The organism is Rubrivirga halophila, assembly GCF_046845755.1.
GTDB lineage: Bacteria > Bacteroidota > Rhodothermia > Rhodothermales > Rubricoccaceae > Rubrivirga.
In genome coordinates this window covers 3,642,340-3,666,681 of sequence record NZ_CP177357.1, presented here as the reverse complement: position 1 = coordinate 3,666,681, position 24,342 = coordinate 3,642,340, and the positions used below count along the sequence as shown (strand labels likewise).

The following is a 24,342-nucleotide window of genomic DNA, read 5'->3' as shown; positions in this document are numbered from 1 at the left end:
CAGCCCCTTCCGTTCGACGCCGCCGACCGGCACTCCGCACTTTTCACACCCCCTCACAGACCCTGGGGGGCGGTTTAGGCCGGGTCGTCCAGCCTCGGCCGGGGGCCGAGGTCGAGGAATGCCGTCGTCGCGTACAGCCCGCCACCCAGGCGGCCGACGGCGCGGCGGGCCTCTTGGTCGATCCGGTACCGCTCGTCCACCAGGTCGTCGCGGACGTACAGCCCCTCGACGACGCCGAGCACGACGCGCGTCTGGCCGATCAGGTGCGTCGCGTGCTCGCGACACGCCAGCGCGGCCGGGGCGTCGGCGAGGCGGGGCACGTCGCCCCAGTCCATGTCGGCGAGCGCGAGCCCGAGCGCGTCCGCCTCGGACACGTCGCGGGGGTACGGCGCCGAGCTGGCGTGCATCGCCGGCGCCACGGCCTCGTCGACCAGGTTGACCACGAAGCGGCCCGTGCGGCGGAGGTTGCGCGGCGTGTCTTTCGTCGGGCCGGCGTCGTCGGGCCCGAAGGCGACGACGGGCGGGGCCGTGCCCATCACGTTGAAAAAGCTGTACGGCGCCGCGTTGACCGAGCCGTCGGCGTTGCGCGTCGTGACCCACGCAATCGGGCGGGGCACGACGAGCGCGGTCAGCAGCTTGTAGCGGTCGCGCTGCGAGAGCGCGTCGAGGGCGAGGTCCACGCTAGTCGGCCACGGCGAACGGGACCGAAAAGGCGTCGCGGTTCCAGCGGAGCGCGAGCCGCCCGGCGCCTCGCCCGGCTTCCTCGACGGCGATCGTGAACGCCTCGACGGTGTCGCCGAGCGGCGACCGCGCCAGCGGGACGCGGCCGAGGTCGCGCGCCGGGTCGTACGTCGTCCCGCCCTGGCCCGTCTGGCGGTTGACGATCAGGACGCCGCCGTCGGCTTGCGGGATGGAGAAGAGCGTGTACTCGCCGGCGGGCACCGCGAGGGCGACGCCGGCGGGGTCGAGGACGAGCGCGCGGTCGGTCGTGAGGTGCGTCGCGCGGTTGGCGCCGGTGCGCCAGACCTCGCCCCAGGGCACGAGCGCGCCCCAGATCTCGCGGCCCCGCCGCTGCGGCTGCCCGTAGTCGACGGCGACCGTCGCGCCGCCGATCGTCGCGTACGCCTCGGCGCGGCCCGAGAGGTCGCCGAACGGCTGGCCGGCCGCGTCGCGCGCCGCAAAGCGTGCCGCCGCGCCCTCGACGTCCACGTTCGGGACGCGCGTGACGGTGAGCTTGCGCGTCGTCTGGCTGGCGTCGAGCGTCTGGAGGTCGCCGCCCGCCGTCGCCCGGACGGCCATCGGCCCGCGGAACGGGTGGCGGACGGTGACGCCGCCGTCGGCCGCCACGTCGCTCGTGAAGGCGACCGTGCCGCGCGTCGTGAAGAGCGGCTGGTCGAGCGGCCCGCCCGCCGCGACGGCGCGCTCCACCATCAGCTCGAAGGGCCAGTGCACCATGTCGATAAACGGGAGCGGCTGGTCGGCGCCCGCGATCTTGCGCGTCTCGGGTGCGCCGCCGGCGTCGGTGACCGTCACGCGCAGGCTGTCGCCGACGGGCGCGGCGGTCTCGCGGCGGACCACCTCGCCGGTGAGCGGCTGGCGGACCTCGGCTTGGTAGCTCGCGAGCCCGCCCGCGTCGTCGAGGTCGAGTCGGTACGTCGCGAGCGTCGTCTCGGGCGCGCGCAGGGCGACGGTCGCCGTGATGCCGGTCGGCGTCTGGGTAAACCGCTCGACCGCGAGCGTGTCGTCGCCCAGGCGGGTGACGAACGCGGCGGTCTCGCCAGCGGGGGAGGGGGCCGGCGGCGCGGCGGCGCATCCGGCCAGCAGCAGGAGCGAGAGCAGACGGAGCATGGGGTCAGCGGTGAGGTCCCCGGGCTACGACGCCAGGTCGATGTGCTGTTCCCACGCCGGGCTGGGAACCGCCGACCAAGGCCAGCCCTCTCATCGATCTCCGCGCCCACCGCCATGCCCCAGAAAGCCCTCGTCGTCACCACGGACCCCGCCGGGGCGCGGACGCCGTCGCTCGACGCGCTCGACGAGCACCTCCGCGCAGGCTGGCGCGTGGCGCACGCGACGCCGATGGGCGGGGCCGCCGACGGGTTCGCCGCGCTCGTGGTCTTGGAGCGGGCGGCCGAGACGGAAGCCGAGGCGCTCCTGGAGCAGATCGAGGAGGAGATCGACGCCGAGGACGAGATCCAGGACCCGCTGCTCCGCCGGATCGCCGAGGACGAGTAGCTCTCAGAGCACGCGGTCGGGGTCCGGCGGCGGTGGCGTGGTGCCCCGGTAGCTGAACACGCGCTTGAGCGTGTCGACGACGACCGGGAACTGCTTCTGGATGTAGTACTGGTCGGCCGCCCGGCGCGCGCCGAGCCCGTACGTCGGGTACGGGATGATGGTGTCCGAGACTTCGCGCGCCGACACGCCGCCCTTGCGGGCGACCGCCAGCATCGAGATCAACTCGCCCGCGCGTTCGCCGACGACGCTCGCGCCCAGGATCTTGCCGCGCCACTTGGTCGCCAGAATCTTGATGTGCCCGTCCGTCGCGTGCTCCGTCACCGCGCGGTCGACCTTGGTGTACGGGAAGCGGTAGACGACGTAGTCGGTGTTGTTCTCGTCGAGTTCGGCGGCCGTCGGGCCGAGCTGGGCGACCTCGGGCGTGGTGTACGTGGTCCACGTGATGCCGTCGCGGTCGATGGCGGCGGGCACCTTGAGGATGGCGTTCGTGACCGCCTGCTTGGCCATGTGCTCGCTCATGTGGGTGAGCGCGTACTCGCCGGTGCAGTCGCCGGCGGCCCAGATGTGGCCCTGCGACGTCCGGCACCGCTCGTCGACGGTGATGCCCTTGTCGGTGAACGCGACGCCCGCCGCCTCCAGCCCCAGGTCCTCGACGTTCGGCGTGCGGCCCGTCGCGATCAGCAGCCGGTCGCCCTCGACGGTCTCGCTTTTTCCGTCGACCGACAGCGTGACGCGGACGCCCGCCTCGCTCTCCTCGACCTTCTCGACGTCGGCCCCGAGGCGGAACTGGACGCCCTCGCGCTCGAGCACGCCGCGCAGGATGGCGGCGTGGTCGGCGTCGTCGCGGCCCAGGATCTCGTCGGCGCGGTCGATGACGGTGACGCGCGAGCCGAGGCGGCGGAAGGCCTGGCCCATCTCGCACCCGATCGGCCCGCCGCCGACGATGACGAGGTGCTCGGGGAGCGCGTCGATCTCGAAGAGCCCCTCGTTCGTCAGGTAGGGCGTCGCGTCCAGGCCGTCGATGGGCGGCGGCGCGGCGCGGCCGCCGGTGCACAGGATGGCCATGCGGAACGTCACGTCGCGCCCGCCCCCAGCCCCGTCGATGTGGACGGCGTGCGGGCCCGTCAGCCGCGCATCGCCCTTGACGACCTCGATCCCGAAGCCCTCGAAGATGGCCGGGTCGTCGGCCTCGTCGTAGACCTCCTGTCGCGTCTGGTGGACGTCGCCCATGACCTTGGCGAAGTCGACGGGCGGGGCGGGCGCGCCGTCGGCGTACGCGCCGAAGGCCTGGGCATTCGCGCGCAAGGCGGCGACGTGCAGGAGCGTCTTGGAGGGCACGCAGCCCGTCCACGTGCAGTCGCCGCCGAGCCGGTCGCGCTCGACCAGCATCGTCTTGGCGCCGAGGTTGGCGGCCGTTCCGGCGGCGGTGAGGCCGGCGGCCCCGCCGCCGAGAACGAGGAGGTCGACGTCGTAGTGGGCCATACAGAGGGGCACGGTGCGAATGGACGGGTAGAAGGGGAGTCCTGCGTCGATCTTACCGGCCACTCGCCCCCCCGGTCCCCGTGCTGTACTTCCTGCCCACGTTCGTCCGCGACCACGGCTTCCCCACCGACGGGTGGTCGGCGAACGGCGAGCCGTACCGCCTGTACACGTCGCTCGACGCCGCCGAGGCCGCCGCCGTCGGCCCGGACGGTGGGCTCGGCCGAGTCCTCGTGCTCGACGGCGACCAGCTGACGGTCCGCGCCGGCGGCACCGCGCACGTCCCCCGCGAGGCGGTCCTGAACGTGGACCCCGACGGCGACTACTGGCGCCCGGCGCCGATCGCGGCGGGCGGCGGCTACGTGGTGCGCCGGGGCGAGGAGGGGCCGGAGCTGCTGCTCATCTTCCGGCGCGGCGCCTGGGACATCCCCAAGGGCAAGCTCGACGAGGGCGAGACGCCCCGCCAAGCCGCCAGGCGCGAGGTGGCCGAGGAGGTCGGTATCAAGAAGAAGACGCTCACCGTCGGCGCCGACCTCGGGACGACCGTCCACGGCTACCCGTGGGGCAACCGCGACGTCTACGCCGTCAAGACGACGTACTGGTTCGCGATGACGACGACGGCCGAGCGGTTCAAGCCCGAGAAGCGGGAGGGCATCGAGGCCGTCGCGTTCGTGCCGTGGGCGGAGGCCGTCGAGCGCGTCGGCTTCGAGACGCTGCGCGCGCACCTCGCGGCGCTGGACCCCGAGGCCCTGCTGGCGCCGGCCTGAGCGGGCGGGCGCAAGCGGGCGCAGCGCCGTAGCCGCTGCGAGAATGCGCTTGCGCCGGTCGCCGGCGCGGTCGCGGTGGTGGGGACGCCGTCGTAGCCGTTGTCGGTGCGCTTGCAATGGTGGGACGGCGCTTGCAGCGGTCGCGGGCGTTGTCGCGCCGGTCGTAGGTGCCGTTGCATGGGTGGCAGAGCCGCTGCACGGGTGGGAAGGCTCTTGCAGCGGTCGTCAGAGCCCGTGCTGACGCACCGCCGCTGGTGCCAGCGGGTGGCCGCCCGCCGGTCGCCCTCCCCCGGCCCCTCCTCCCCGCCTGCGCGGGGACAGGCTGGAGGAAAGGTCGGGTCTGTCAGCGCAAGCCCGCCTGCTGGCGCGAGCTCCCTAAAGCGTCCCCTCTCCCCTCGGGAGAGGGACAGGGTGAGGGGCCGCTCCACCGCATGCCGGCCCGGCTGGCGCAAGCAGGCTGGCGCCCCCGCCGACCGCTGGCGCCCGGCCCGTGCAGCCCACCGCCGCCGTCGTCCGATCCACCGAATCCCGACGGGCGCCCCTCGTGGTCCCTGCTAGCTTCGGCCCGATCCCCCACCCCGCCGATGTCCCGCCTCGCCCCGTTCGCCTTGCTGGCGCTGCTCGCCGTCTCCGGCGTCCCCGCCCTCTCCGGCTGCGACTCTGGCGAGTCCGGTGAGTGCAGCTCGACGGCCCGATTCTCGACCGAGGACTTGACGCCCGAGGGCGCCACGCTCGGCGACGCCGTCCAGATCGGCAGCTGCGTCAGCGTGGACTACGTGGGCCGGCTCGCCGACGGCTCCGGCACCTTCGACGAGGGCTCGCTCTCGTTCTTCTACACGCCGACCTCGCGGCTCATCCCGGGCTTCATCCTGGGCATGAGCGGCCAGCGCGTCGGCCAGACGCGCCGCGTCGTCATCCCGCCCGACCTCGGCTACGGCACGCGCGCCATCGAGGCCTCGGAGGCCGCCCAGGCGGAGGGCCGCGTCGGCATCCCGTCGTGCTCGGTCCTGGAGTTCGACATCACCGTCACGGGGATTTTTCAGGATACCCGGCGGTGCCAGTAGCGGCCGTCCGGAGCGCGTTGCGGCAGCGCCACTCGGCGACGGCCAGCCCGCCGACGACTCCGGCCTCGGCCCACAGGTGCGCCAGCCCGAAGACGCTCGCGGTGTCGGCGTAGCGTAGCGCCCACCGCGCGCACAGCACGGCCCACGTCGCGTTCGCCACCACCAGGAGGACGAGCAGCGGCATCGGCCGCCGGGGCCGGACCGCGAGCGCGAACGCGAACGCGGCGTACGTCAGGTTCGCCCCGCCGATCAGCAGCACCTGCTCGCGGGGGAGGCCGTAGAGGCCGCTCAGCCAGGCCAGCGCCCCCAGCGTGGCAGCGCCGACGACCGCGCCCGCGGTACAGTCGATCCACAGGAGCCGGTGGCACGCGGGCCTCACCCTGACCGCTCGGCGCGCGACACGTTGTGCACGACGGCCGACCGGACCAGCGCCAGGAACGCCTCCTCGTCGACCGCGTCGCCCTCGCGGAGGTCGATGGCACGGCGCGTGGTGCCGGTGAGGCTGGCGTTGAAGACGCCCGAGGGGTCGTCGAGCGCGGCGCCCGTGGCGAAGGTCAGCTTGACCTTGTCGCGGTAGGTCTCGCCGGTGCAGACGATCCCGTCGTGCGCCCAGACGGGGACGCCCATCGGGTTCGTGGGCTTGCGCCACTTGACCTCCTCGGCCACGTCCGGGTCGGCCCGGTGGATGAGCGCGCGGAGGCGGGCGAGCGTCGCGCCCCGCCAGTCGTCCAGCGCCGCGATCCGGGCGTCAATAAGGTGGGATGGGTCGTCGGGCGGGGCGGGCTCGCTCATCGGGCGGGGGGGTGGGGATGGCCGGGTCCGCCCCGGCGCGGGGGCTACTGCTGCGACGACGGCGGCACGATCCCGTTCATGCGCATGTAGGTCACGAGGTTGCCGTAGTGCTCGTAGTTGTGCGTCGTGTTGAAGGCCAGGATTCCCGAGGCCGCCATCTGCCGGCCGAAAAAGTCGCGGACCTCGGCGCCCTGCGCGTCCGACATCGCGTCGTAGACGCCGGCGCAGTACGCGAACGCGGCCGCCAGCGCGGCGACGGTCTCGGCCTTGGTGATCAGGGTCTCTTCGAGGTTGGCCTCGTTCGGGTTGGCCTCGCCCGTCGCCGACGAGCAGAACAGGTACTGGGCGTTCGCGATGTGGGCGAGGAGCCCGCCCGCCGTGCGGACCTCCTCGGTCGGCCGGTAGGCGTAGAGGTCCTCGCTGAGCAGCTGGGCCGTGCGCGTGATGTTGGCGGACGTGAGCTGGTGGAGGGCCCCGAGGCTGGCGATGACGGGCGACTCGGGCGGCGCGGCGTCCGGGGTCTGCGCTTGGGCGGCGGTCGAGAGGAGCGCGAGCGCGAGCGCGGTGCGGGCGAGCGTGGAGAGCGGAGTCATGGGTGCGGGCGCCGGGGCCGGTGTGTGGGCGGAGATGAGGCCTCCGCTAGTCAAGGTAGGGGCCCGCCGCTGGCCCACTCTGCAGGTCGTCTCCTGCGTTCGGCTCGTGTCCCGCCGACGCCCCGCGCGGACGTGCGCCCCGCCTGCGAGGACGGCCATACCGAGGGTGTTGGAGCAGTGGCCGGCCTGCAGCGGTGGGTTCTGCCGCGCGGCGAGCTACAGGCGCTGACCGGCGACATCGCTCATCTCCGAGTATGAGCGGTTGCCATCCGGCGTCGCCTCTCGGACCAGCACGAAGCGGGTCTCCCCGTCTTCCCAGACGACCGTGAGGCAGCCGTCGCTGACCTCCTTGTGCGCTGGCGGGCCCAACATCTCGGCGTAGCTCGCCTGCTCGTGGTCGAAGTCGTACTCCGGGCCGTAGTCGAACCGCATCGAGGTGACGAGCCCGTCGTAGTCCGAGCGGACGGTCACGACGACGAGGACCGGGCCGTAGTCGAACGACTCGTAGAACCCAAGTTGGTGGACGCCGGGCGCGACCCGCTCGACCATCCCCGCATCGAGGTACGCTGACGGAACGGCCACCGGCTGCCCCAGCGTGACCCGCCAGTCCGGGCCAAAGTTGGCGTACCGGAAGATCGTAGTGGAGTCAGCGGGCGACTGGGCCGACGCGGTAGACGCGAGGGAGAACAGCGCTACGAGAATCGACAGACGAGACACAAAGGGTGGGAGTGCGGCAGAACAGGGGGCCGCTCAGCGGCGGAGGGCTGAGGGCACGGCGGTAGATCAGAGCGCAAGATGCGCCACCGCCCCGCCCGGAGCAAAGTCGCTGACGCCCTTCGTCCGCCTGCAGCGGCGGGTTCTACCGCTCAGTCGCTTTGGTGGTAGGCGACGTGCTCCGACCCGTTCCAGTACCGGAGCGAACTCGCCGCCTCGGGCTTTACGAACAGGAGTGCGTCACCTCGGAGCGTGGGCGGTGCCCCTTCTCCAACACCCTGCCCAACCTCGCCGCGTGGGTATACCTCCCAGTTCGGACCGCCAGCGGGGAAGTAGTGGGCGCCGCCGGAGCGGTGGACCACGACAACACCGACTTCCGACGGGTCCGAACGGCCCTCGACCCACGCGGCCACGTCGGTTTGGCCGTCGCCGTCAAAGTCGCCGTGGAGCATGAACGGGTTCGAGGCGGATCGCAGATCGTTGTCGCGTTCGAGTTCGGTCCCCTCGACCTCGGCGTACGCCCACGCCGGGTACTGCCACCGCCACTGGTCAGCCTCGTAGTGGTCGTCTCGGACCTCCGTCCACCCGAGGTCGCCTCGGCTAGTTGTCGCTTCGGGAGTGTCAATCGTCGGCGCTTGTATCGGCTCCACGCGCTCAGGTTGGCACGCAGCGAGGATCAGTAGACCGACGAGAGCGAAACGCATCGAGAGCGGCAGAACAGATTGCGGCTCAGCCGCCGAGAGGTGAGGGCACAGAGTTAGCCCGAAGCGATGATAGCGCAGGCGGCTGGCGGCACCGAAAACGCCGAATCTCTCGGTCGGCCTGCAAGCGCGGGTTACGCGGCGCCCCGGTAGCGCCACCACAGCCACCTTGCCCCGAGCACGACCAAGCCAATGACGAGGGAGATAGCAGCGAACCGACCCGCCGGGAGGATCTTCCAGTGTAGCTCGTAGAACGTCGGCTCCCAGATGGACTCGACCCCTCGGACGGCCGCGACCGACGAGCCGACGAGTTGCGAGCCGACGAGGACGCCGAGCACCCGCGCTCCGTCGGCCCGAGGCGCACCGAGCATCACGGCGACGATGAGGAACATGGAGCCGAGCACGCACGGGGCGAACCAGACGAGGACCCCGAGGTACCCGAACACGAAGCATCCGACCGCGACCATCGTGACGTATCTCCACGAGACGCGGTCGCTCTCACGATGGTCGAGTGAGGGCTTGCGACGCATAACAGTGGGCCGCTCAGCGGCCGAGGGCGGACAGCACGAAGGTAGGTCGGAGCACTGGATGCGGCGGCGCCAGGGCGGCTGAGAACGCTGGCGCCCTCGGTCCGCCTGCAGCGGCGGGTTACACCGCCGCTGCGTCAGGCGAGCAGTTCGAGCACGAGTAGCCCAAGCATGACTACTCCAACGCTGAGCCAGCAACCTACGATGAGCCAGAAAAGAACCGGACGGGACTCCCGATAGAGCGGACCGGGGTTCGTTGCTGCCGCACCAGTTCGGACCGCATCGAAACCTGCTCCGAGCGTTACAACTGTGACGCCTACCACGGCTCCGATCTCCGCGTCGCCAGCGAGCGCTCCGGCTACTACCGCTGCGACCACGGCAGAAGCGAACACGACACCGAAGCGGGGCTGTCTCTCAACCTTCTGCATTTGACCTCAGGGCGATTGACAGGCGGTGTAACCAGTGCTTCACCGGACCCGGAGTCCGGGGTAAGAGCGGTGTTCCGCAAGTATACCGGACGCCGAGTCCGCAGTATGCCGCGGTTTACGTCCGTACCCGGGACCCAGGGCCCGGACCTGCTGGCGGACGCCCTGGCCTCCAATTGTGAAGGGCCTGCCACATGGTGTGGGGCGCCTGCGAGATGGCCTGGGGCGTCTGCGAGGAGGGCTGGGCTCCCTGCGAGATGACCTGGGGCGCGTGTGAGATGGCGTGGGCCGCTCGCGAGATCGTCTGGGGCGCGTGTGAGAGGGTCCGGGGGGCTTGCGAGGTGGCCTGGGCGGCCTGCGTGATGGCCTGGGGGGCTTGCGAGCACGTCTGGGCCGCTCGCGCGACGGCGTGGGCCGCTCCCCAGATCGCCTGGGCGTCGCGCTAGCAGGCCTGGGGTGCGCCTCTGCCTTGGACGAGAGGGCCGTACGCCCTACGTTCGTGTACCCATTCCTCTCCCGCTGCCATGAACGACCGCCAACGTGCCCGCCTCAACAGCTACCGTGCCGTCGTGTCTGCCTTCGATCGGTACCCCGACGAGATCGCCGCCGTCGGTGCGCTGGCCCGGAGCGCCGCCTGAGTGCGAGACCACCTCGCCCAGCTCTCCGAGGTGGCCGAAGAGCAGGCCAAATATGTCGCCCGAGGCGGGCCCAAGGCGGCCGACCGCAAGGCCCTGGCCGACGCTGCCGTGCCCGTGGCCCAAGTGCTCTCCGCCAAGGCCGACGAGGACGGCGACCTCGCGTCGGCCGACCTCTACGACTTTGTCCCGACCGACTTTCTCCACGACACCGAACGGGACGCGCTCGACCGCGCCGGCATCGTCCTCAAGGGCGCCAACGACACCGACCCCGTCGCCCTCGAGGAGTACGGCGCGAGCCCCGCCCATGTCGCCGCCCTCGATGCCGCCCACACCCCCTTCCACGAGGCCCTCTCCGAGCCCCGCGACGCCGTCGCCGTCCGCCGCGCCCACACCCTCGCCATCGAGCGCCTCGTCCCCCTGATCGGCGAGCACCTCCGCAAGCGGACCGACCGCGTGATGGCGACCTACCGGGGCACGCCGTTCGGCGACGAGTACAAGACGGCCCGCACCATCGTCGACCCCTGACCACGCTCGCGATGGGGTCGGGGCGGATCGCGACACGCCCCCGCCGTCGGCCTCGGCGGCCGGTCTCCCGGGACCCCGCGCGCGCGCAGGCGTTCAGGTCTCCCCGATCCTGCTCGCGCCATGCCCCTCGCCCTCGACCGCCGCCACGTCACCGGCCCGCTCGCCGACACCGACCGCTCCGCCCTCGACGCCGCCGTGCTCGACGCCGCCCGCCGCGTCCGCGACGGCGAGACGCGGAGCCCCAACATGCTGGGCTGGCGGAGCCTGCTTCTCGACCCCGACGACGCCTTGTTGGAAAGCGTCCTCGCGACAGCCGAGGAGATCCGCGAGCGCGCCGACGTCCTCCTGTGCATCGGGATTGGCGGGTCATACCTCGGTGCCGAGGCCGTCCTCTCGGCCCTGCGCCCGGCCTTCGACGCCAGCGGTCCAGAGATCCTGTTCGCCGGCCACCACCTTGGGCCCGACTACCACGAGCGCCTGTTCGAGTACCTCGACGGCAAGAGCGTCTACGTCAACGTCATCTCGAAGTCGGGCACGACGCTCGAGCCCGCGCTGGCCTTCCGGCTCGCGCGCCGCTTTCTGGAGGAGCGGTTCGACGACGCCGACCGCCGCATCATCGCCACGACGGACGCCGCGCGCGGCGCGCTCCATGACTTCGCCGTCGAGCGCGGCTACCGCCGCTACGTCGTCCCGGACGACGTCGGCGGTCGGTTCTCGGTCGTCACGCCGGTCGGCCTCTTGCCGATCGCCGCGGCGGGCATCGATGCCCGCACCTTTTTCTACGGCGCCGTCGCCGAGGCCCGCGCCTTTACCGACGCCGACGAGACCTCGGCGGTCTTGCAGTACGCCGCCGATCGCTACGCCTTCCACGAGGCGGGCTACGCGACCGAGGTGCTCGCAGCGATGGACCCGCGCCTCAAGGGGATCGGCGCGTGGTGGCAGCAGCTCTTCGGCGAGAGCGAGGGGAAGGAGCACAAGGGCCTGTTCCCCGTCGTCCTCCAGTACACAACCGACCTCCACTCGGTCGGCCAGTACGTCCAGCAGGGCCAGCGCACGCTCGTCGAGACCTTTTTGCGCATCGACGATCCCGAGGAGGGCCCGTCCGTCGTGGCCGAGGACGGCGACCCGGACGGCCTGAACTACCTCGCGGGCGTGCCCTACGGGACCGTAAACCAGAAGGCGTACCAGGGCACGGCCGAGGCGCACGCTGAGGGCGGCGTCCCCAACTGGACGTTGACGCTCCCGCGCCTTGACGCCGAGACCGTCGGCCGCCTGCTCTCCTTCTATATGCACGCCGTCGCGGTGAGCGGGACGCTGCTCGGCGTCGACCCCTTCGACCAGCCCGGCGTGGAGACGTACAAGCAGAAGATGTTCTCGCTGCTGGGCAAGCCGTCGGGGTAGGGGAGAGGCCGGCTTGCGCAAGCGCTGACCTGCTTGCGCAAGCCCCGATCGGCTAGCACGAGCCTCGCCCTGCTGGCACAAGCCCAACTATGACGTCCCCTCTCCCCTCGGGAGAGGGACAGCCGAAGGCCGGCGCCAGCCAACCGACAGGTCGGCGGAGCCAGGGTGAGGGTCTTCGCCTTCTGGCGCGAGCCCTGCCCCCCGCCTGCCGGCCGCCCCCTCCTCGGATGAGAAGGGGGACAGGGGGTGGTTGGCCAGCAGGCGCTAGCCGCTCTGCTGGCGCTGTGCCGGGCAGGGTGGTCGCCCTTTTCTGACTCCTGGCGGGCGGGCCGGCTCTTTCTGAGACGCCTCTTCATTCTGAACGTGGGGCCGCCGATACGAGGCGTGCGGCGTCGCGCGCGCCTCCACCCACACATTCTGTCAGGTCGGCCGCCCACGCTCGCGGGCACCCAACCCGCTTTTTGCCCCCGCTCGCGACTTCGGAGGTCAAACCGACCGAAACGGCCGATCTGCGATTCCGGGCAGAAAACCGCTATCCACACTGTGGACGGGCGTGTGGATAACCGGGCCGTCCCGGTGTGGCTCTGTGGACGAGCCCGACTATGGGCCAAACACCCCCCAAGACGTCCCCCATCTGCCCACGACCTGTGCGACCGCTTGTCCACAGCCGTCCGGCAACCGCTCCGTCCGGGCTAGACTCGGGGCCTGCCTGTGGACGAGTGTGGAGATGTGGACGGCGCCCCGGAGATCGCCCGGCACGCCCGCGTCAGCGACCTAAAAATCACGAGGCGGCGTGGACGACAGTGTGGATGGAGAGGCGGGTTGTCCACGGCTCTCCACCACGCGGCCTCGCGTCCCGATTGTCCACGGCGTCCACAGGCCTACTACTAGTCCTACTCTTAATTATTCCATCCCGAGTAATACAGAGGCGTGTGGACCGAGCCCGGGGAAAGCGAGGGAGACGCGACTGGTCTGTATCACGTGGTACACCCGGGTAGACCACGGCGTGACAGGTTGTCGTGTACCACTCCCCTCCGGCCCGCCCGCGTACCTTCCGGCCCCTCTCGACGCCCCGCCATGACCCAGCGCCTTTTAGTCGTTCTCGACCCCGATGCCGACACCCCCGTCGCCACCGACACGGCGATTGCCATCGCCCGCCGCTACGACGCCGAGGTGACCGGCCTCGCGCTCGTCGACAAGGACGCCATCGAGAACGAGTCGCTCGGCGGTGGGATCGGCTCGATGCACTTTGCCGACAAGCTCCGCGAGCGGCTGACCGACTCGGCACGTGAGCAGGCCCGCACGTTGATCGCCACGTTCGGCGCGCGCGTCGGCGCCGCGGGCGTCCGGCACACGCACGACCGGATCGGCGAGGACGGGCTGGCGCAGAGCCTGCTCGACGAGATGCGGACGCACGACTTGCTGGTGGCCGGGCGCGAGAGCCACTTTTACTACAACGAGCCCGAGCGCCGGACGCACACGCTCGCGAAGGTCCTCGAGCACGCCGCCGCCGCGACGCTGATCGTCGGGACGGAGGCGCCGGACGTCCGCCGCGTCGCGGTGGCGTATGACGGCAGCGCGCCGTCCGCCCGGGCGCTCCAGAAGTTTGCCCACCTCGCGCCGTTCGGGAAGGACGTCGCCGTCGAGATCGTCCACGTCCGCGGGACTTCCTCGTCCGACCGGCTGGCCAGCGACCGCCTACGCGCGGACGCGGCGACGTACCTGACGGCGCACGGCTTCGAGTCTGTCACCACGCGCGCCATCGAGAGCAGCGACCCCGCCGACCGCATCTGCGAACTGGCGCAGGGCGAGGACGCGGACCTGATCGTCTCGGGCGCGTACGCCAAGTCGGGGTTCCGCAAGGTCCTTTTCGGGTCGAGCGCGACCAAGCTCCTGGAGCAGGCCAAGGTCCCGCTCTTCCTCTACCACTAGGGCCGGATCGGGCGCCGGCGCTACAGCACCGGCGCGAGCAGGCGCGTGGCATTCGCGGCAAAGCGGAAGGCGAACGACTCGTCCATCAGGTCCTCCGACGAGATCCGGGTCGCCCGGTCGAAGTCCGCTTCCAGCATGGCCGCCGTCGCGTCGCAGAGCTCGGCGTCCTGGGCGACGATCGTGGCCTCGAAGTTGAGCCGGAACGAGCGGTTGTCGAAGTTGGCCGTGCCGACGACGGCGAAGTCGCGGTCGACGAGGGCCACCTTTTGGTGCATGAAGCCCGGCTCGTAGAGGTAGACCTTGCCGCCGGCCCGCTCGACGTGCTGGAGGTAGGCGTAGGGCACGTACTTGAACAGGACGCTGTCGCTCTCCCGCGGCATCAGGATCCGCACGTCGACGCCGCGCAGGGCCGCCAGCTGGAGCGCGCCGAGCACGCGGCCGTCGGGCACGAAGTACGGCGTCGCGATCCAGACGCGCTCCTCGGCGCTCTCGATGGCGTGCGTGTACAGCAGCCCACACGTCTCGAGCTCGTCGGCCGGGCCCGACGCCAGCACGAGCGCGGTCCGGTTGGCGTCGGCCGTTTCGGGCTCCCAGCGCAGGCCCTCCAGCTCCTCGCGCGTGCCGTAGAACCAGTCGCGTGCGAACGACAGCTGGAGCCCTTGGACGATCGGGCCGCGGACCCGGAGGTGCGTGTCGCGCCACGTCGGGAAGGCCTCGGTGTTGCCGAGGTACTCGTCGCCCACGTTGAGCCCACCGACGAGCGCCACGCGGCCGTCGACGACGGTGATCTTGCGGTGGTTGCGAAAGTTGAGCCGCAGCTTCTTGAGCCAGTTGCGGGGCCCGGTAAAGGGGCAGATGCAGACGCCGGCGTCCTCTAGCTCACGCTTGTAGGCCTTGGGCAGCTTCATGCTGCCGATGGTGTCGTAGAGGAACCGGACGGTCACGCCGCGCCGCGCCGCTGCCAGTAGGCGCTCCTTGTAGCGTGTCCCGATGTCGTCGTCGTGGACGATGTAGAACTGGGTCAGGATGTAGTCCTCCGCCGCGTCGATCTCGGCGAAGAGGGCCTCGAAGGTGACGTCGCCGTCGACCAGGAGCTCGACGTCGTTGCCACGCGTGAAGGGGACGGTCGCCATGGCGCCGAAGGCCTTCATCTCGCCCGTCTCACGCCCATCGCTCTCGGCCGCGTCGTCGACGAGGTAGTCCTTGAGCGGCCCCTCCGTCGCCTTTTCGAGGCCGTCGGCGATCTGGGAGTCGAACTCGCGGAGCGCGTTGAGGTAGTCGTCGAACTTGAACCGGCCGATGAGCCAGTACAGCGGGGCGGCCACGAGCGGGATCGTCAAGAGAGCGAAGACCCAGGCCGTGGCGCCCTGGGGCGTCCGCGCGTTCATGATGGCGTCGACGGCCGTGGCCAAGCCGGCGAGGAAGGCGAGCACGAGCGCGCCGCCGGCCCAGCTGAAGAGGTCGAGGCCGAAGAGAGTGGGTTCCATCGGCGGGGTATCGCGCCCGGCCTTGCGGCGTTCCCCGTGACACCTCCGACACACCTTCGGGGCCGAACCGCCGCGCGCCCGGGGGCCCTGTGGACGACGTTGTCATTTCCGATCCACTCCCCCGGACGTCATGCGCGCGCTCGCCCTCGCCGTTCTCCTCGCCGCCCCTCTCGCTGCCCAGCCCGGCGACCCCGTCGAGCGGCTGGCGACCGCGCTGACCCTGTCCGCGGACCAGGCGGATCTGGTGGCCGAGATCTTCGACCCCGCCGACCCGGCCTCGACGTGGACGCTGGCGGCCGAGCTCGTCCCGACGCTGTCGGCCGAGCAGCGCGCGGCGCTGATGGCCCGGCCCGAGCGCCGCGAGCGTCCCGCCGGCGCCGACGGTGGGGGCCGCGCCCGGGGCCCGCGCGGACGCGGCGACCGCACGCCCGACCCCGCGCGCGCGGCCGTGATGCGCGCCGCGCGCGACGCCGCCCTCGGCTTGGACGCCGACGCGAGCGCCCGCCTCGACGCGGTCCTCGCCGACCCCGACCGCCGCGAGACGCTGCAGGCCCTGCGCGATGGCGACCTCCCCGCGCCCCTTGCCGCCGTGCTGACCGATGCCCAAGGCGAGCTCTACCTCGCCCACCTTGCTCTTTCCCACCGGCTCCGCGCCGGTCGACGGTAGGGCGCGTGGACAGGCACCCAGATCGGCTCACACGGGCCAGATCCCGCCCTCGCTGCGTCCCACTCGTCGTCCGGGGCTGAGGCCCCGCACTCCTCACGCTCCTTGCGAGATCGACATCCTGACCTCGTGCGAGCCTGACCTCGCACCTGTCCACACGCCCTCATGCGCTCCCTTTTCCTCGCCGCGCTCGCGCTCGCCGCCGGCGCTGCCACGGCCCAGACCGACTACGCCATCGAAGGCCGCGTGGTCGACGCCGAGACGGGAGCACCCGTCGAGGCCGCCACGGTCGCCGTGTGGCGCGTGAGCGCCCGGGCCGGGGTCGAGCCCTACCTCGAGACCGGAGGCGCGACAGACGCGCGCGGCGCCTTTCGGGTCGCCGGGCTCTCGCGGGGCCGCTACTACGTCGTCGCCAGCTTTGTCGGGACGGCCCCGGCGCAGACCGACACGCTGCGGTTGGCGCCCGATTCGCCGGTCACGGACGTCGGCGACTTGGTGCTCGTCGCCGATGCCGAGGCGCTGGCGAACGTCGACGTGCTCGCCGAGCGCGACCGCGTCCAGATCCAGGTCGACCGGACGGTGTACCGGATCTCCGACGACCCGCTCCTCTCTGGGGCCTCCACGTCGGAGGCGCTCGAGACGATTCCGTCGGTCGAGATCGACGTGGACGGGAACGTGGCGCTGCGCGGCAACGGGAATGTGGTCGTGCTGATCGACGGGCGCCCGGCGCCAGTCGGCCGCGACTTTATCGGGGTCTACCTCCAGAGCCTGCCCGCGAACGCGGTCGAGAGCGTCGAAGTCGTTCCCAACCCGTCGGCGGCATACCGGCCGGACGGGAGCGCGGGCATCCTGAACATCGTGCTCAAGAAGGACACCGAGCTGGGCGTGGGCGGGGCGCTGACGGCGGGCGGCGACACCCAGGGCGGCTACAACGGGTCGGCGCTCGTCACGCTCGGCCATGGGGCCTGGCGGCTGGCGGCGACGGCGGGCGTCCGCGCCAACTCGCGCGACACCGACGGCGACCGCTTCCGCATCAACCGCTTTCTGGGCGAGGACGCGACGGAGATCACCCAGCTCACCGAGAGCGCGAACGAGCGGTCCTCGGCGCTCCTCAACCTGTCCGCCGACTGGGCGATGACGCCGCAGACGACAATCACGGCGTCCGCCAGCGGCTCGCTCCGCGACGGCGCCGAGACCGACCGGACGGCCACGCTCGAAGCGCTCGGCGGGAGCACGCTGAGCGACATCCTGCGCCTGGGAGACGGCGCCAGCGACGGAAGCTCCGCCAGCCTGCGCCTGGGGCTCCGGCACGACTTCGAGGGCGTCAGCTCCGAGGCGGAGTCGGGCGGTGGCGGTCGCGGGCGGGGTGGACGTGGCGGAGGTGGCCGCGGCGGGCGGGGCCGCGACGGCGGCTCGCGCGTCGCGCTCGGCACGCACGGGCTCTCGGTCGACGTGCGCGCGACGACGTCGGCCAACACCGACCTCACGACGTTCACAGAGGGCGGCCTCGTCGACCAGCAGACGGAGAGCGACGGGACGGACACCGGGCTCTCGGTCCAGGCCGACTACGCGCGGCCGCTTGGCGAGACGCGCCTCGAGCTCGGGCTCCGCAGCGAGATCGACTCGGCCGACGACGACTTCCGCGTCTCATCCCTCGTCGACGGCGTGCTCGCGCCCGACGCCGGGCTCACGAACGCGTACACGCTCGACGAGCAGGTCCACGCCGCCTACATCCAGCTCGCGCGCCAAGTCGGGCCGGTGGCGGTCCAGGCCGGGTTGCGGGGCGAGGTCGCGTCGCGGTCGTTCCTCCTGGGCGGCGAGACCTTCGAGGTCGACTACCAGAGCCTCTTTCCGAGCGCCTCGTTCGCGCTCGACCTGGCCGAGGCGACCGTGCTCCGCGCCTCGTACAGCCGCCGCATCGACCGGCCGCGCGGGCGCGAGCTCAACCCGTTCCCCTCGACCGACGACCCGCTCAACATCCGGGTCGGCAATCCCAACCTGCGGCCCGAGTACACCGACGCCATCGAGGTCGGCGTCGTGCGGCAGACCGACTGGGGCAGCCTGACGGTGACGCCGTACCTGCGCCACACGACGGATGTGGTCCGCCGCTTCCAATCCGTCGACGAGTTGGGGGTCACGACGTCGTCGTTCCGCAACCTCGACAGCGCCACGTCGACGGGCGTTGAGTCGGTCATTGCGTACCAGACGGGCGGATCGGTGCGCGGCTTCCTGAGCCTGGAGGGCTACCGGCGGAGCACCGACGGGGCGAACGTCGAGTCCGGGCTGGCGTCCGACGCCTTCGGTTGGGGCGGGCGCCTCAACGCGAACTGGGCCGTCGGCGACCGGCTCGGCATCGGGGCGCTCGACCTTCAGTCGACCGTCTTCTACACGGCGCCCCAAGACACCGAGCAGGGCCGGATCGGCTCGCGTGTCTTTTTCGACGTCGGCCTGCGCCAGCGTTTGTGGGACGGTCGAGGCAGCCTGTCGCTCCGCGCCCGCGACCCCTTCGGCTGGGCCGGCATCGACTTCGTGCAAGACGATGCGCAGCTGTACCAGACCGTCAACCGCTCGTTCGGGCGAAGCCAGGTCGGCCTGACGCTGACCTACGCCTTTGGACGGACGGATGACACGTCGCAACGCCAGCGTCCGGCAGCGGCGGCGGACGAGGGCGACGCTGGGGGAGGGCTCGATTTTTAGGACCGCCGCCCGGCACCGCGGGCGGTACCAAGTCGTGCACCGAGCGGGTTGACTGTGCCCGCTCCCCTCGACTCTCCGTCCCGCATGCGCTCCGCTCTCGCTGTCTTTGCCCTCGTCGCCGTCGCCGGCTGCGCCTCCGCGCCCCCGCTCTACCTCTCCGAAGCGTCCACGCCCGAGACCGTCGTCGACGGCCGCGTCGACGAGTGGCCCGCCGCGCTCCGGCCTGTGCCCTCAGAGTCCGGGCTGAGCATCGGCCTGCGCCGCGATGCTGAGGCACTGTACGTCGCGCTGATCGCCGGCGACGACCGCCAGGCCCGGCGCATCGCGCTCGGCGGCCTCCAGGTCTGGATCGACCCCGCGGGCGGGACGGAGCCCGTGCTCGGCTTGCGGTACCCCGCGCCCGAGGCGCCCGGCGTCCGCGAGGTGCTGCGCAACGGCCCCCGTCGCGGCGGCCCCGAAAACGACGATCCGCAGCGCCTGCGCCGCCGCTTCGAGGCCGGTCTCGACGGCATCGCCGTCACGCGAGGCGTCGTCACCCAGCGCGTCGCTCGCGACGGCTCGTTCGGCGGCCTGCGCGCCGCCGCGATGTGGGGCGACCAGTTGGTGACGGAGTTCCGCATCCCGCTCGCGGCCGTCCCCGGGTTGTTGGAGGCCGGTGCCGGCAACACGATCGGCCTGGGCGTGGAGCTGCTCGACTCGGCCCAGCGGATCCCGCAGCCGCGCGGCGCCCGTCGCGGCGGGGCGCGGGGCGCGGACGACGGCGAGCGGGCTCGGCCCGAGGCGCCCGAGGTCGAGATCGGGACGGTCACGCGCTGGCTCCGCGTGGAGCAGGACTAGCAGCGGCTCCGAAGACCTGTGAGCTGCTGTCCCTAAGCCTGCTCCCACAGCCACGCCGCGCCGCGGACGCCGCTGGCGTCGCCGTGCAGGTTGCGGACGACGCGCGTAACGACGCGGTCGGAGAAGACGTGCGGGGGCATCGCCGCCTCGACGCGCTCCGCCAGCCGGGGCAGGTTCGACAAGCCGCCGCCGAGCACGAACACGTTGGGGTCGAGGACCGTCGCGATCTGGCCGAGCCCGCGCGCCAGCCGGTCGACGTAGCGGTCGAGCGTGGCGACGGCCCCAGGGTCGCCCGCCTGGGCGCGGTCGGCGATCTGGTGCGTCGTGAGCGTCTGGCCGGTCTCGCGGGCGTGGTCGCGAGCGAGACCCGGGCCCGAGAGGAACGTCTCGGCGCAGCCGGTCCGGCCGCAGTAGCAGTCTGGGCCGGGGCGTTCGCCCGCTTTGGGCCACGGGAGTGGCGTGTGGCCCCACTCGCCGCCGATCCGGTTGGCGCCCTCGACCACGCGCCCGTTGACGACGATCCCGCCGCCGACGCCCGTCCCGAGAATCACGCCGAACACGACATCGGCGCCTGCCGCCGCGCCGTCCGAGGCTTCGGAGAGGGCGAAGGCGTTGGCGTCGTTCGTCACCCGGACCGGCTGGCCGAGCCGCTCGGCCAGATCGTCGGTCAGCCGGTGGCCGATGAGCCACGTCGCGTTCGCGTTCTTGACGCGCCCGGTCGCCGCCTCGATGGCGCCGGGGATGTCCACACCCACTGTCCCGCGCTGTCCAGTCGCTTGCGCCAGCCGGTCCACCACCTCGGCGATCGTGTCGAGCGCGGCGCGGTAGTCGGGCGGGGTGGCGACGCGGACTGTGGCGGCCTCCGTGCCGTCGTCGGCGAGGGCGAGGCCGGCGATTTTGGTGCCGCCGAGGTCGATGCCGAAGCGCATGAGCGGGATGGGGAGGCGTGACGGGCGAAGGGTACGAGGGGGGACGACAGACGACGGACGACCGACCCCGGATGTTGGCGTCGGTCCTAGCGCTCTGCGTTGTCCGCGGTCCGTCGTCGGTCGTCCGTCGTCTTCCATTCCTCGCTCGCCTCAGCGCCAGTCGACGCGCGTGACGCGCTCGCCGTCCGAGCGGAGCCAGATCGCGCCTTCGTTCGCTGTCTGAAGCACCTCGGCGCCCGTCGTCAGCCAGCGCCCCAGCGGCTCCTCGTCGGGCAGCCCGTAGCGGTTGTGCCGGGCGACGGACACGACGGCGAACGCGGGCCGCCCCGCCGCGGCCACAACGTCGGGCGCCGACGAGGTCCGCGAGCCGTGGTGGCCGACCGTCACCACGTCCGACGCGAGCCAGTCACCGAAGCGGTCGACGACGGCCGCCTCGCCCGCCGCCTCGGCGTCGCCGGTGAACAGCCAGCGCGTCCGGCCGTGCTCGACGCGCAGGACGATCGAGGCGTCGTTGGGCGACGGCATCGGCCCGCCTGGGCCGAGCACCCGGATCCGAAGCGCGGGGTCGATCGCCAGCGTGTCGCCTGCGCCGACCGACTGCACCGTCACCCCGGCCGAGTCGGCGACCGCGATCACCTCGTGCCACAGATCCGTCTCGCCCGGCTGGCCGTTGACGACGAGCCTCCTGACGGGCACGGACCGAAGGACGGTCGCCGCACCGCCGATGTGGTCGGCATCCGCGTGCGTGAGGACGAGCGCGTCGAGTCGGGCGATGCCAGCGCGCTCGAGGTGGGGCACGACCACCCGCGCGCCCTCGTCGACGTACATCGACTTGAGGCCGGTGTCGACGAGCACGTGCCGACCGCCGGGCGTCGCGAGCAGCGTCGCGTCGCCCTGGCCGACGTCGAGGAACAGCACGTCGAGGCGTGGCGCAGTGTCTCCGCGCGCGACGCTGGTCCACACCCCGACCGTCAGGCTGGCGACCGCCGCGATGGCGACGCGGTTTCGGGCGACGGGTCGCCGCCACAGCGCGAGCGCGACGAGCGCGAGGACCGACGCCAGCATGACGGAGCGTGATTCTAAAAAGCCTGCATACGTGGCCCACCCGAGCGTGTCGGCACCGGTTTCGGTGACCCAGAGGAGGGCTCGCGCCGTCGCATCCGAGAACGCGCCGAGCGCTGCCGCCAGTGGGGGCGCGGGCGCCAGCACGACGGCGCCGAGCCCACTGCCGAGCGTCATCGCGGTGAGCGGAATGGCCGGGACGTTGAGCACGAGACCGCCGATTGGTAACCGACCAAAGTGCGCGAGCAGCGCCGGGGCCGTCCCGAGTGTCGCCGCGATGGAGGTCGCGAGCGATCCGATGAGGAACGCGCCCGCTCGCGACTGGCGCCAGCGCTCGGGCACGGTCGCCGTCAGCAGCGGGGTGAGCGTGACGAGCGCCGCGACGGCGCCGAACGAGAGCTGGAAGCCGACGTCGAAGAGGGCGGCCGGCCGGTGGACGAGCAGGACGATGGCCGCCAGCCCCAGCGCGTTGAGCGAGTCGGCGGGCCGCTCGAGCGTGCGCCCAACGATCAGCAGCGCCACCATCACGAACGCCCGCACGGTCGAGACCGAGGCTCCGGCGACGGCGACGTACAGCGCCAGCACGGCCAGCGTGACCACGGCTCGGCCCACTTCGATGCGGCGACGGCGGATGCGGAATCGGCCCAGGACTGGTTTGAGGAGCACGTACAGCGCCAGGCCAACGAGGCCGACGTGTAGGCCGGAGACCGCCAGCAGGTGCATCAGCCCGGTCGCGCGGAAGGCCTCCATCGTCCCGGCCTCGATGGCCGTCCGGTCGGCGAGGATCAGCGCCAGCAAGAGGGCGCGCGGCGCGGCGCTTGGGACAAAGGCCTCGAGGGCGTGGCGGACTCGGGAGCGGATCGCCCACGTGGCGCGGTCGGCCAGCCGGCGCGAGGGCGCGAGGAATCGGGCGCCGGTCTCGTCGCGCACGTCGAGGACGGCGCCGACGCCCTGGCGCCGGAGGTACGCGCCGTAGTCCATCGCCGCCGGATTGCGCGGGCGCGGGAGGGGCGCGAGTTGCCCGTCGAGGCGGACGCGGTCGCTGGTGCGGAGGGCGGGGTACACGGCGCCGGCGTCGCCGACGCGCAGCGTGACCTGCACGCGTCCGCGGACCATGCCCCGCGCGTCGCCGCGCCCGACGGAGTCGACGTCGACCGCGAAGCGGACGGCCCACGACCGTTCGGGCGGCTCGGCGACTCGGCCCCAGACCGTCACGCCGTCGGCCTCGCCCCACGCCGTCGCCAGCGCCTCGATGCCGGCGGGCGGTCTCGCGAGCCACGACGACTGACGGACGGCGCCGAGTGAGATGGCCAGCGCCACGATCGCCAGCGTCGTCGCGAGGGGGCGCAGGGTGACGAGGCGTCGCCGGGTCGCCACGGTGTAGACCATGGCCCCGATCGACGCCGCAGCGCCTGTCCAGGCCCATCCGACGACGCCTGGGGCGAGCGCGCCGAGCCCGATCCCCACAGCCACGCACCCCGCGATCGCAAGCGCGGGGCGGGTCGACAGGCGGAGCGGCGGGGGCGGGGGTGCGAGTGGCATCCCCCCTATAGACCCGCGAGCCCCGGACTACATAACCTCCCCGCCCAAACTTTTTGCCGCCTGCTTCGCACGCCTTCCACCAGGATCAGGCCGCGCCGCCCGGTATCTTGGCGTCCCCCCGCTCTCTCTCGTCCTGTGTCCCAGCCCCGCCCCAACAAGCGCCGCCTCGTGCGCGAGCATGTCCTCCAGGCGCTCTACGCCTACGAGGCCAGCCAGGACACCGTCGAGCACGTCATCGCGACGATCCTCAAGCCGGCGTACGCCGAGGAGAAGCAGTACCTCCGCTTTGCCGAGCGCCTGTTTCTCAAGACCGCCGACGCGCGGACCGAGGCCGACGTCCTGATCGAGAAGCACGTCGAAAACTGGGACCTCAACCGGCTGGCGCGGACCGACCGCTACGTGCTCTGGATGGCGATCACGGAGCTGCTCTACTTCCCCGACATCCCGCCGAAGGTGACGCTCAACGAGGCCGTCGAGGTGGCGCGGTCGTTCGGGACGGACAAGAGCGCGTCGTTCGTAAACGGCATCCTGGACGCCGTGCTGCGCCAGCTCCGCGAGGACAACCGGCTCCACAAGACGGGGCGCGGCCTGGTGGAGACCGGCGGCCGCAAGCCCGAGTAGCGGCGTGGCCCTCTACGCCATCGGCGACGTCCACGGTTGTGCCCGGACGCTCGACGCGCTGCTGGCGCGGCTGGCCGACGACGCCGGCGGGACGCTCACCCGAGACGACACCCTCGTCTTCGTGGGCGACTACATCGACCGTGGCCCGGACAGCCCGGCCGTGCTCGACCGCTGCATCGAGCTGGAGCTCGCCTCGGACCACGAGACGGGCCCGCGCTGCGTTTTCCTGCGCGGCAACCACGACCAGATGATGCTCGACTACGCCGACGGCGTCGGCGACGCGGACCTGTGGTGGATCAACGGCGGGCGGACGACGCTGGCGGCGTACGAGGCGCGCGGCGACCGCCAGTTGCCGGCCGATCACCTTGCGTTCTTGCGGCGGACGGTGTTGGTGGCCGACATCGGCGGGTTCGTCTTCGCCCACGCCGGCCTCGACACGCGGCTCTCGGTCGCCGAGAACCTCGCCGACCCGGACCCCAACATCATCCTGTGGACGCGCAAGCACATCGGCGCGGACCTGTCGAATTGGGAGCGGCCGGTCGTCGTCGGCCACACACCCGTCGCCGAGGTGCTCGACCTGCCCGAGTTGCTGGCGATCGACACGGGCGCCGTGTTCACGCACCGCCCCGGCCTTGGGCGCCTGACGGCCGTGACCTTGCCGGAGCGCCGCCGAATCAGCGTGGCGACGGTCGACGCAGTGAGCCGCTAACCTC

23 protein-coding genes are annotated in these 24,342 nt (G+C 72.1%); 11 read left to right on the top strand and 12 right to left on the bottom strand.

All coding sequences use genetic code 11. The annotated features are described in order from the left end of the window. Positions 1–74: 74 nt before the first annotated feature. Positions 75–680, bottom strand: coding sequence for a flavin reductase family protein (locus tag ACLIRP_RS15970; protein WP_412061465.1), 606 nt, complete (start codon positions 678–680; stop codon positions 75–77). Between the two features lies 1 nt (position 681). Further along, entirely contained in the window at positions 682–1,848 is a 1,167-nt protein-coding gene (locus tag ACLIRP_RS15965) for a DUF2911 domain-containing protein (protein ID WP_412061464.1), read from the bottom strand. A 114-nt stretch (positions 1,849–1,962) separates the two neighbouring features. On the opposite strand from ACLIRP_RS15965, the gene ACLIRP_RS15960 reads away from it, so the two are divergent. Next, complete coding sequence (locus ACLIRP_RS15960; protein WP_412061463.1) at positions 1,963–2,232, top strand: hypothetical protein; 270 nt, start codon at positions 1,963–1,965, stop codon at positions 2,230–2,232. Between the two features lie 3 nt (positions 2,233–2,235). On the opposite strand, the gene ACLIRP_RS15955 is transcribed toward ACLIRP_RS15960, so the two are convergent. Further along, positions 2,236–3,714: a dihydrolipoyl dehydrogenase family protein gene (locus ACLIRP_RS15955; RefSeq protein ID WP_412061462.1), complete on the bottom strand. Its 1,479-nt coding sequence runs from the start codon at positions 3,712–3,714 to the stop codon at positions 2,236–2,238. A gap of 80 nt (positions 3,715–3,794) precedes the next feature. Between ACLIRP_RS15955 and ACLIRP_RS15950 the strand changes: the two genes are divergently transcribed. Then, complete coding sequence (locus ACLIRP_RS15950; protein ID WP_412061461.1) at positions 3,795–4,478, top strand: NUDIX hydrolase; 684 nt, start codon at positions 3,795–3,797, stop codon at positions 4,476–4,478. A 584-nt stretch (positions 4,479–5,062) separates the two neighbouring features. After that, a complete protein-coding gene (locus ACLIRP_RS15945; protein WP_412061460.1) occupies positions 5,063–5,542 on the top strand; it encodes an FKBP-type peptidyl-prolyl cis-trans isomerase in 480 nt (159 codons plus the stop codon). On the opposite strand, the gene ACLIRP_RS15940 is transcribed toward ACLIRP_RS15945, so the two are convergent. The 6 genes from ACLIRP_RS15940 to ACLIRP_RS15915 all read right to left on the bottom strand — a co-directional run bounded on the left by ACLIRP_RS15940 (position 5,505) and on the right by ACLIRP_RS15915 (position 8,872). After that, positions 5,505–5,921 carry a hypothetical protein gene (locus ACLIRP_RS15940; RefSeq protein WP_412061459.1) on the bottom strand — a complete coding sequence of 139 codons (417 nt, stop codon included), beginning with the start codon at positions 5,919–5,921 and terminating at the stop codon, positions 5,505–5,507. The genes ACLIRP_RS15945 and ACLIRP_RS15940 overlap by 38 nt on opposite strands. Next, entirely contained in the window at positions 5,918–6,334 is a 417-nt protein-coding gene (locus ACLIRP_RS15935; protein ID WP_412061458.1) for a DUF1801 domain-containing protein, read from the bottom strand. The genes ACLIRP_RS15940 and ACLIRP_RS15935 overlap by 4 nt, the downstream gene beginning before the upstream one ends. A gap of 44 nt (positions 6,335–6,378) precedes the next feature. Then, positions 6,379–6,927: a DinB family protein gene (locus ACLIRP_RS15930; RefSeq protein WP_412061457.1), complete on the bottom strand. Its 549-nt coding sequence runs from the start codon at positions 6,925–6,927 to the stop codon at positions 6,379–6,381. A 216-nt stretch (positions 6,928–7,143) separates the two neighbouring features. After that, complete coding sequence (locus ACLIRP_RS15925; protein ID WP_412061456.1) at positions 7,144–7,644, bottom strand: hypothetical protein; 501 nt, start codon at positions 7,642–7,644, stop codon at positions 7,144–7,146. Positions 7,645–7,793: 149 nt separating this feature from the next. Next, on the bottom strand, positions 7,794–8,291 hold the full coding sequence (locus ACLIRP_RS15920; RefSeq protein ID WP_412061455.1) for a hypothetical protein: 498 nt from the start codon (positions 8,289–8,291) through the stop codon (positions 7,794–7,796). A 185-nt stretch (positions 8,292–8,476) separates the two neighbouring features. Then, positions 8,477–8,872, bottom strand: coding sequence for a hypothetical protein (locus ACLIRP_RS15915; RefSeq protein ID WP_412061454.1), 396 nt, complete (start codon positions 8,870–8,872; stop codon positions 8,477–8,479). Between the two features lie 1,060 nt (positions 8,873–9,932). Between ACLIRP_RS15915 and ACLIRP_RS15910 the strand changes: the two genes are divergently transcribed. From ACLIRP_RS15910 to ACLIRP_RS15900, 3 genes are all read left to right on the top strand, one after another. After that, positions 9,933–10,457, top strand: coding sequence for a hypothetical protein (locus tag ACLIRP_RS15910; RefSeq protein ID WP_412061453.1), 525 nt, complete (start codon positions 9,933–9,935; stop codon positions 10,455–10,457). Positions 10,458–10,577: 120 nt separating this feature from the next. Next, positions 10,578–11,858: a glucose-6-phosphate isomerase gene (locus tag ACLIRP_RS15905; RefSeq protein WP_412061452.1), complete on the top strand. Its 1,281-nt coding sequence runs from the start codon at positions 10,578–10,580 to the stop codon at positions 11,856–11,858. Between the two features lie 1,077 nt (positions 11,859–12,935). Next, complete coding sequence (locus ACLIRP_RS15900; RefSeq protein WP_412061451.1) at positions 12,936–13,790, top strand: universal stress protein; 855 nt, start codon at positions 12,936–12,938, stop codon at positions 13,788–13,790. A gap of 20 nt (positions 13,791–13,810) precedes the next feature. Here ACLIRP_RS15900 and cls read toward each other — a convergent pair whose 3' ends face one another. Continuing rightward, the gene (gene cls, locus ACLIRP_RS15895; RefSeq protein ID WP_412061450.1) at positions 13,811–15,277 is read right to left on the bottom strand and encodes a cardiolipin synthase; all 1,467 of its coding nucleotides are present in this window, start codon (positions 15,275–15,277) and stop codon (positions 13,811–13,813) included. Between the two features lie 130 nt (positions 15,278–15,407). Here cls and ACLIRP_RS15890 point away from each other — a divergent pair, with 130 nt between their 5' ends. The 3 genes from ACLIRP_RS15890 (at position 15,408) to ACLIRP_RS15880 (ending at position 19,475) form a co-directional block, all read left to right on the top strand. Continuing rightward, on the top strand, positions 15,408–15,944 hold the full coding sequence (locus ACLIRP_RS15890; protein WP_412061449.1) for a hypothetical protein: 537 nt from the start codon (positions 15,408–15,410) through the stop codon (positions 15,942–15,944). 162 nt (positions 15,945–16,106) lie between these two features. After that, positions 16,107–18,638, top strand: coding sequence for a TonB-dependent receptor domain-containing protein (locus ACLIRP_RS15885; protein WP_412061448.1), 2,532 nt, complete (start codon positions 16,107–16,109; stop codon positions 18,636–18,638). A gap of 84 nt (positions 18,639–18,722) precedes the next feature. Further along, positions 18,723–19,475, top strand: coding sequence for a hypothetical protein (locus tag ACLIRP_RS15880; protein ID WP_412061447.1), 753 nt, complete (start codon positions 18,723–18,725; stop codon positions 19,473–19,475). Positions 19,476–19,507: 32 nt separating this feature from the next. Here ACLIRP_RS15880 and ACLIRP_RS15875 read toward each other — a convergent pair whose 3' ends face one another. Then, on the bottom strand, positions 19,508–20,404 hold the full coding sequence (locus tag ACLIRP_RS15875) for an ROK family protein (RefSeq protein WP_412061446.1): 897 nt from the start codon (positions 20,402–20,404) through the stop codon (positions 19,508–19,510). Between the two features lie 150 nt (positions 20,405–20,554). Then, the gene (locus tag ACLIRP_RS15870) at positions 20,555–23,008 is read right to left on the bottom strand and encodes a DNA internalization-related competence protein ComEC/Rec2 (RefSeq protein WP_412061445.1); all 2,454 of its coding nucleotides are present in this window, start codon (positions 23,006–23,008) and stop codon (positions 20,555–20,557) included. A gap of 135 nt (positions 23,009–23,143) precedes the next feature. Between ACLIRP_RS15870 and nusB the strand changes: the two genes are divergently transcribed. Together nusB and ACLIRP_RS15860 are read left to right on the top strand one after the other, a co-directional pair. Further along, positions 23,144–23,629, top strand: coding sequence for a transcription antitermination factor NusB (gene nusB, locus ACLIRP_RS15865; protein WP_412061444.1), 486 nt, complete (start codon positions 23,144–23,146; stop codon positions 23,627–23,629). Positions 23,630–23,633: 4 nt separating this feature from the next. Beyond that, positions 23,634–24,338, top strand: coding sequence for a metallophosphoesterase family protein (locus tag ACLIRP_RS15860; protein ID WP_412061443.1), 705 nt, complete (start codon positions 23,634–23,636; stop codon positions 24,336–24,338). Positions 24,339–24,342: the final 4 nt, after the last annotated feature.

What these genes read in the sequence shown, in the direction of transcription:
- ACLIRP_RS15965 (WP_412061464.1), bottom strand. Translation starts at nt 1,848, where the DNA reads ATGCTCCGTCTGCTCTCGCTCCTGCTGCTGGCCGGATGCGCCGCCGCG.
- ACLIRP_RS15960 (WP_412061463.1), top strand. Translation starts at nt 1,963, where the DNA reads ATGCCCCAGAAAGCCCTCGTCGTCACCACGGACCCCGCCGGGGCGCGG.
- ACLIRP_RS15955 (WP_412061462.1), bottom strand. Translation starts at nt 3,714, where the DNA reads ATGGCCCACTACGACGTCGACCTCCTCGTTCTCGGCGGCGGGGCCGCC.
- ACLIRP_RS15945 (WP_412061460.1), top strand. Translation starts at nt 5,063, where the DNA reads ATGTCCCGCCTCGCCCCGTTCGCCTTGCTGGCGCTGCTCGCCGTCTCC.
- ACLIRP_RS15935 (WP_412061458.1), bottom strand. Translation starts at nt 6,334, where the DNA reads ATGAGCGAGCCCGCCCCGCCCGACGACCCATCCCACCTTATTGACGCC.
- ACLIRP_RS15930 (WP_412061457.1), bottom strand. Translation starts at nt 6,927, where the DNA reads ATGACTCCGCTCTCCACGCTCGCCCGCACCGCGCTCGCGCTCGCGCTC.
- ACLIRP_RS15915 (WP_412061454.1), bottom strand. Translation starts at nt 8,872, where the DNA reads ATGCGTCGCAAGCCCTCACTCGACCATCGTGAGAGCGACCGCGTCTCG.
- ACLIRP_RS15905 (WP_412061452.1), top strand. Translation starts at nt 10,578, where the DNA reads ATGCCCCTCGCCCTCGACCGCCGCCACGTCACCGGCCCGCTCGCCGAC.
- ACLIRP_RS15900 (WP_412061451.1), top strand. Translation starts at nt 12,936, where the DNA reads ATGACCCAGCGCCTTTTAGTCGTTCTCGACCCCGATGCCGACACCCCC.
- cls (WP_412061450.1), bottom strand. Translation starts at nt 15,277, where the DNA reads ATGGAACCCACTCTCTTCGGCCTCGACCTCTTCAGCTGGGCCGGCGGC.
- ACLIRP_RS15890 (WP_412061449.1), top strand. Translation starts at nt 15,408, where the DNA reads ATGCGCGCGCTCGCCCTCGCCGTTCTCCTCGCCGCCCCTCTCGCTGCC.
- ACLIRP_RS15885 (WP_412061448.1), top strand. Translation starts at nt 16,107, where the DNA reads ATGCGCTCCCTTTTCCTCGCCGCGCTCGCGCTCGCCGCCGGCGCTGCC.
- ACLIRP_RS15880 (WP_412061447.1), top strand. Translation starts at nt 18,723, where the DNA reads ATGCGCTCCGCTCTCGCTGTCTTTGCCCTCGTCGCCGTCGCCGGCTGC.
- ACLIRP_RS15875 (WP_412061446.1), bottom strand. Translation starts at nt 20,404, where the DNA reads ATGCGCTTCGGCATCGACCTCGGCGGCACCAAAATCGCCGGCCTCGCC.
- ACLIRP_RS15870 (WP_412061445.1), bottom strand. Translation starts at nt 23,008, where the DNA reads ATGCCACTCGCACCCCCGCCCCCGCCGCTCCGCCTGTCGACCCGCCCC.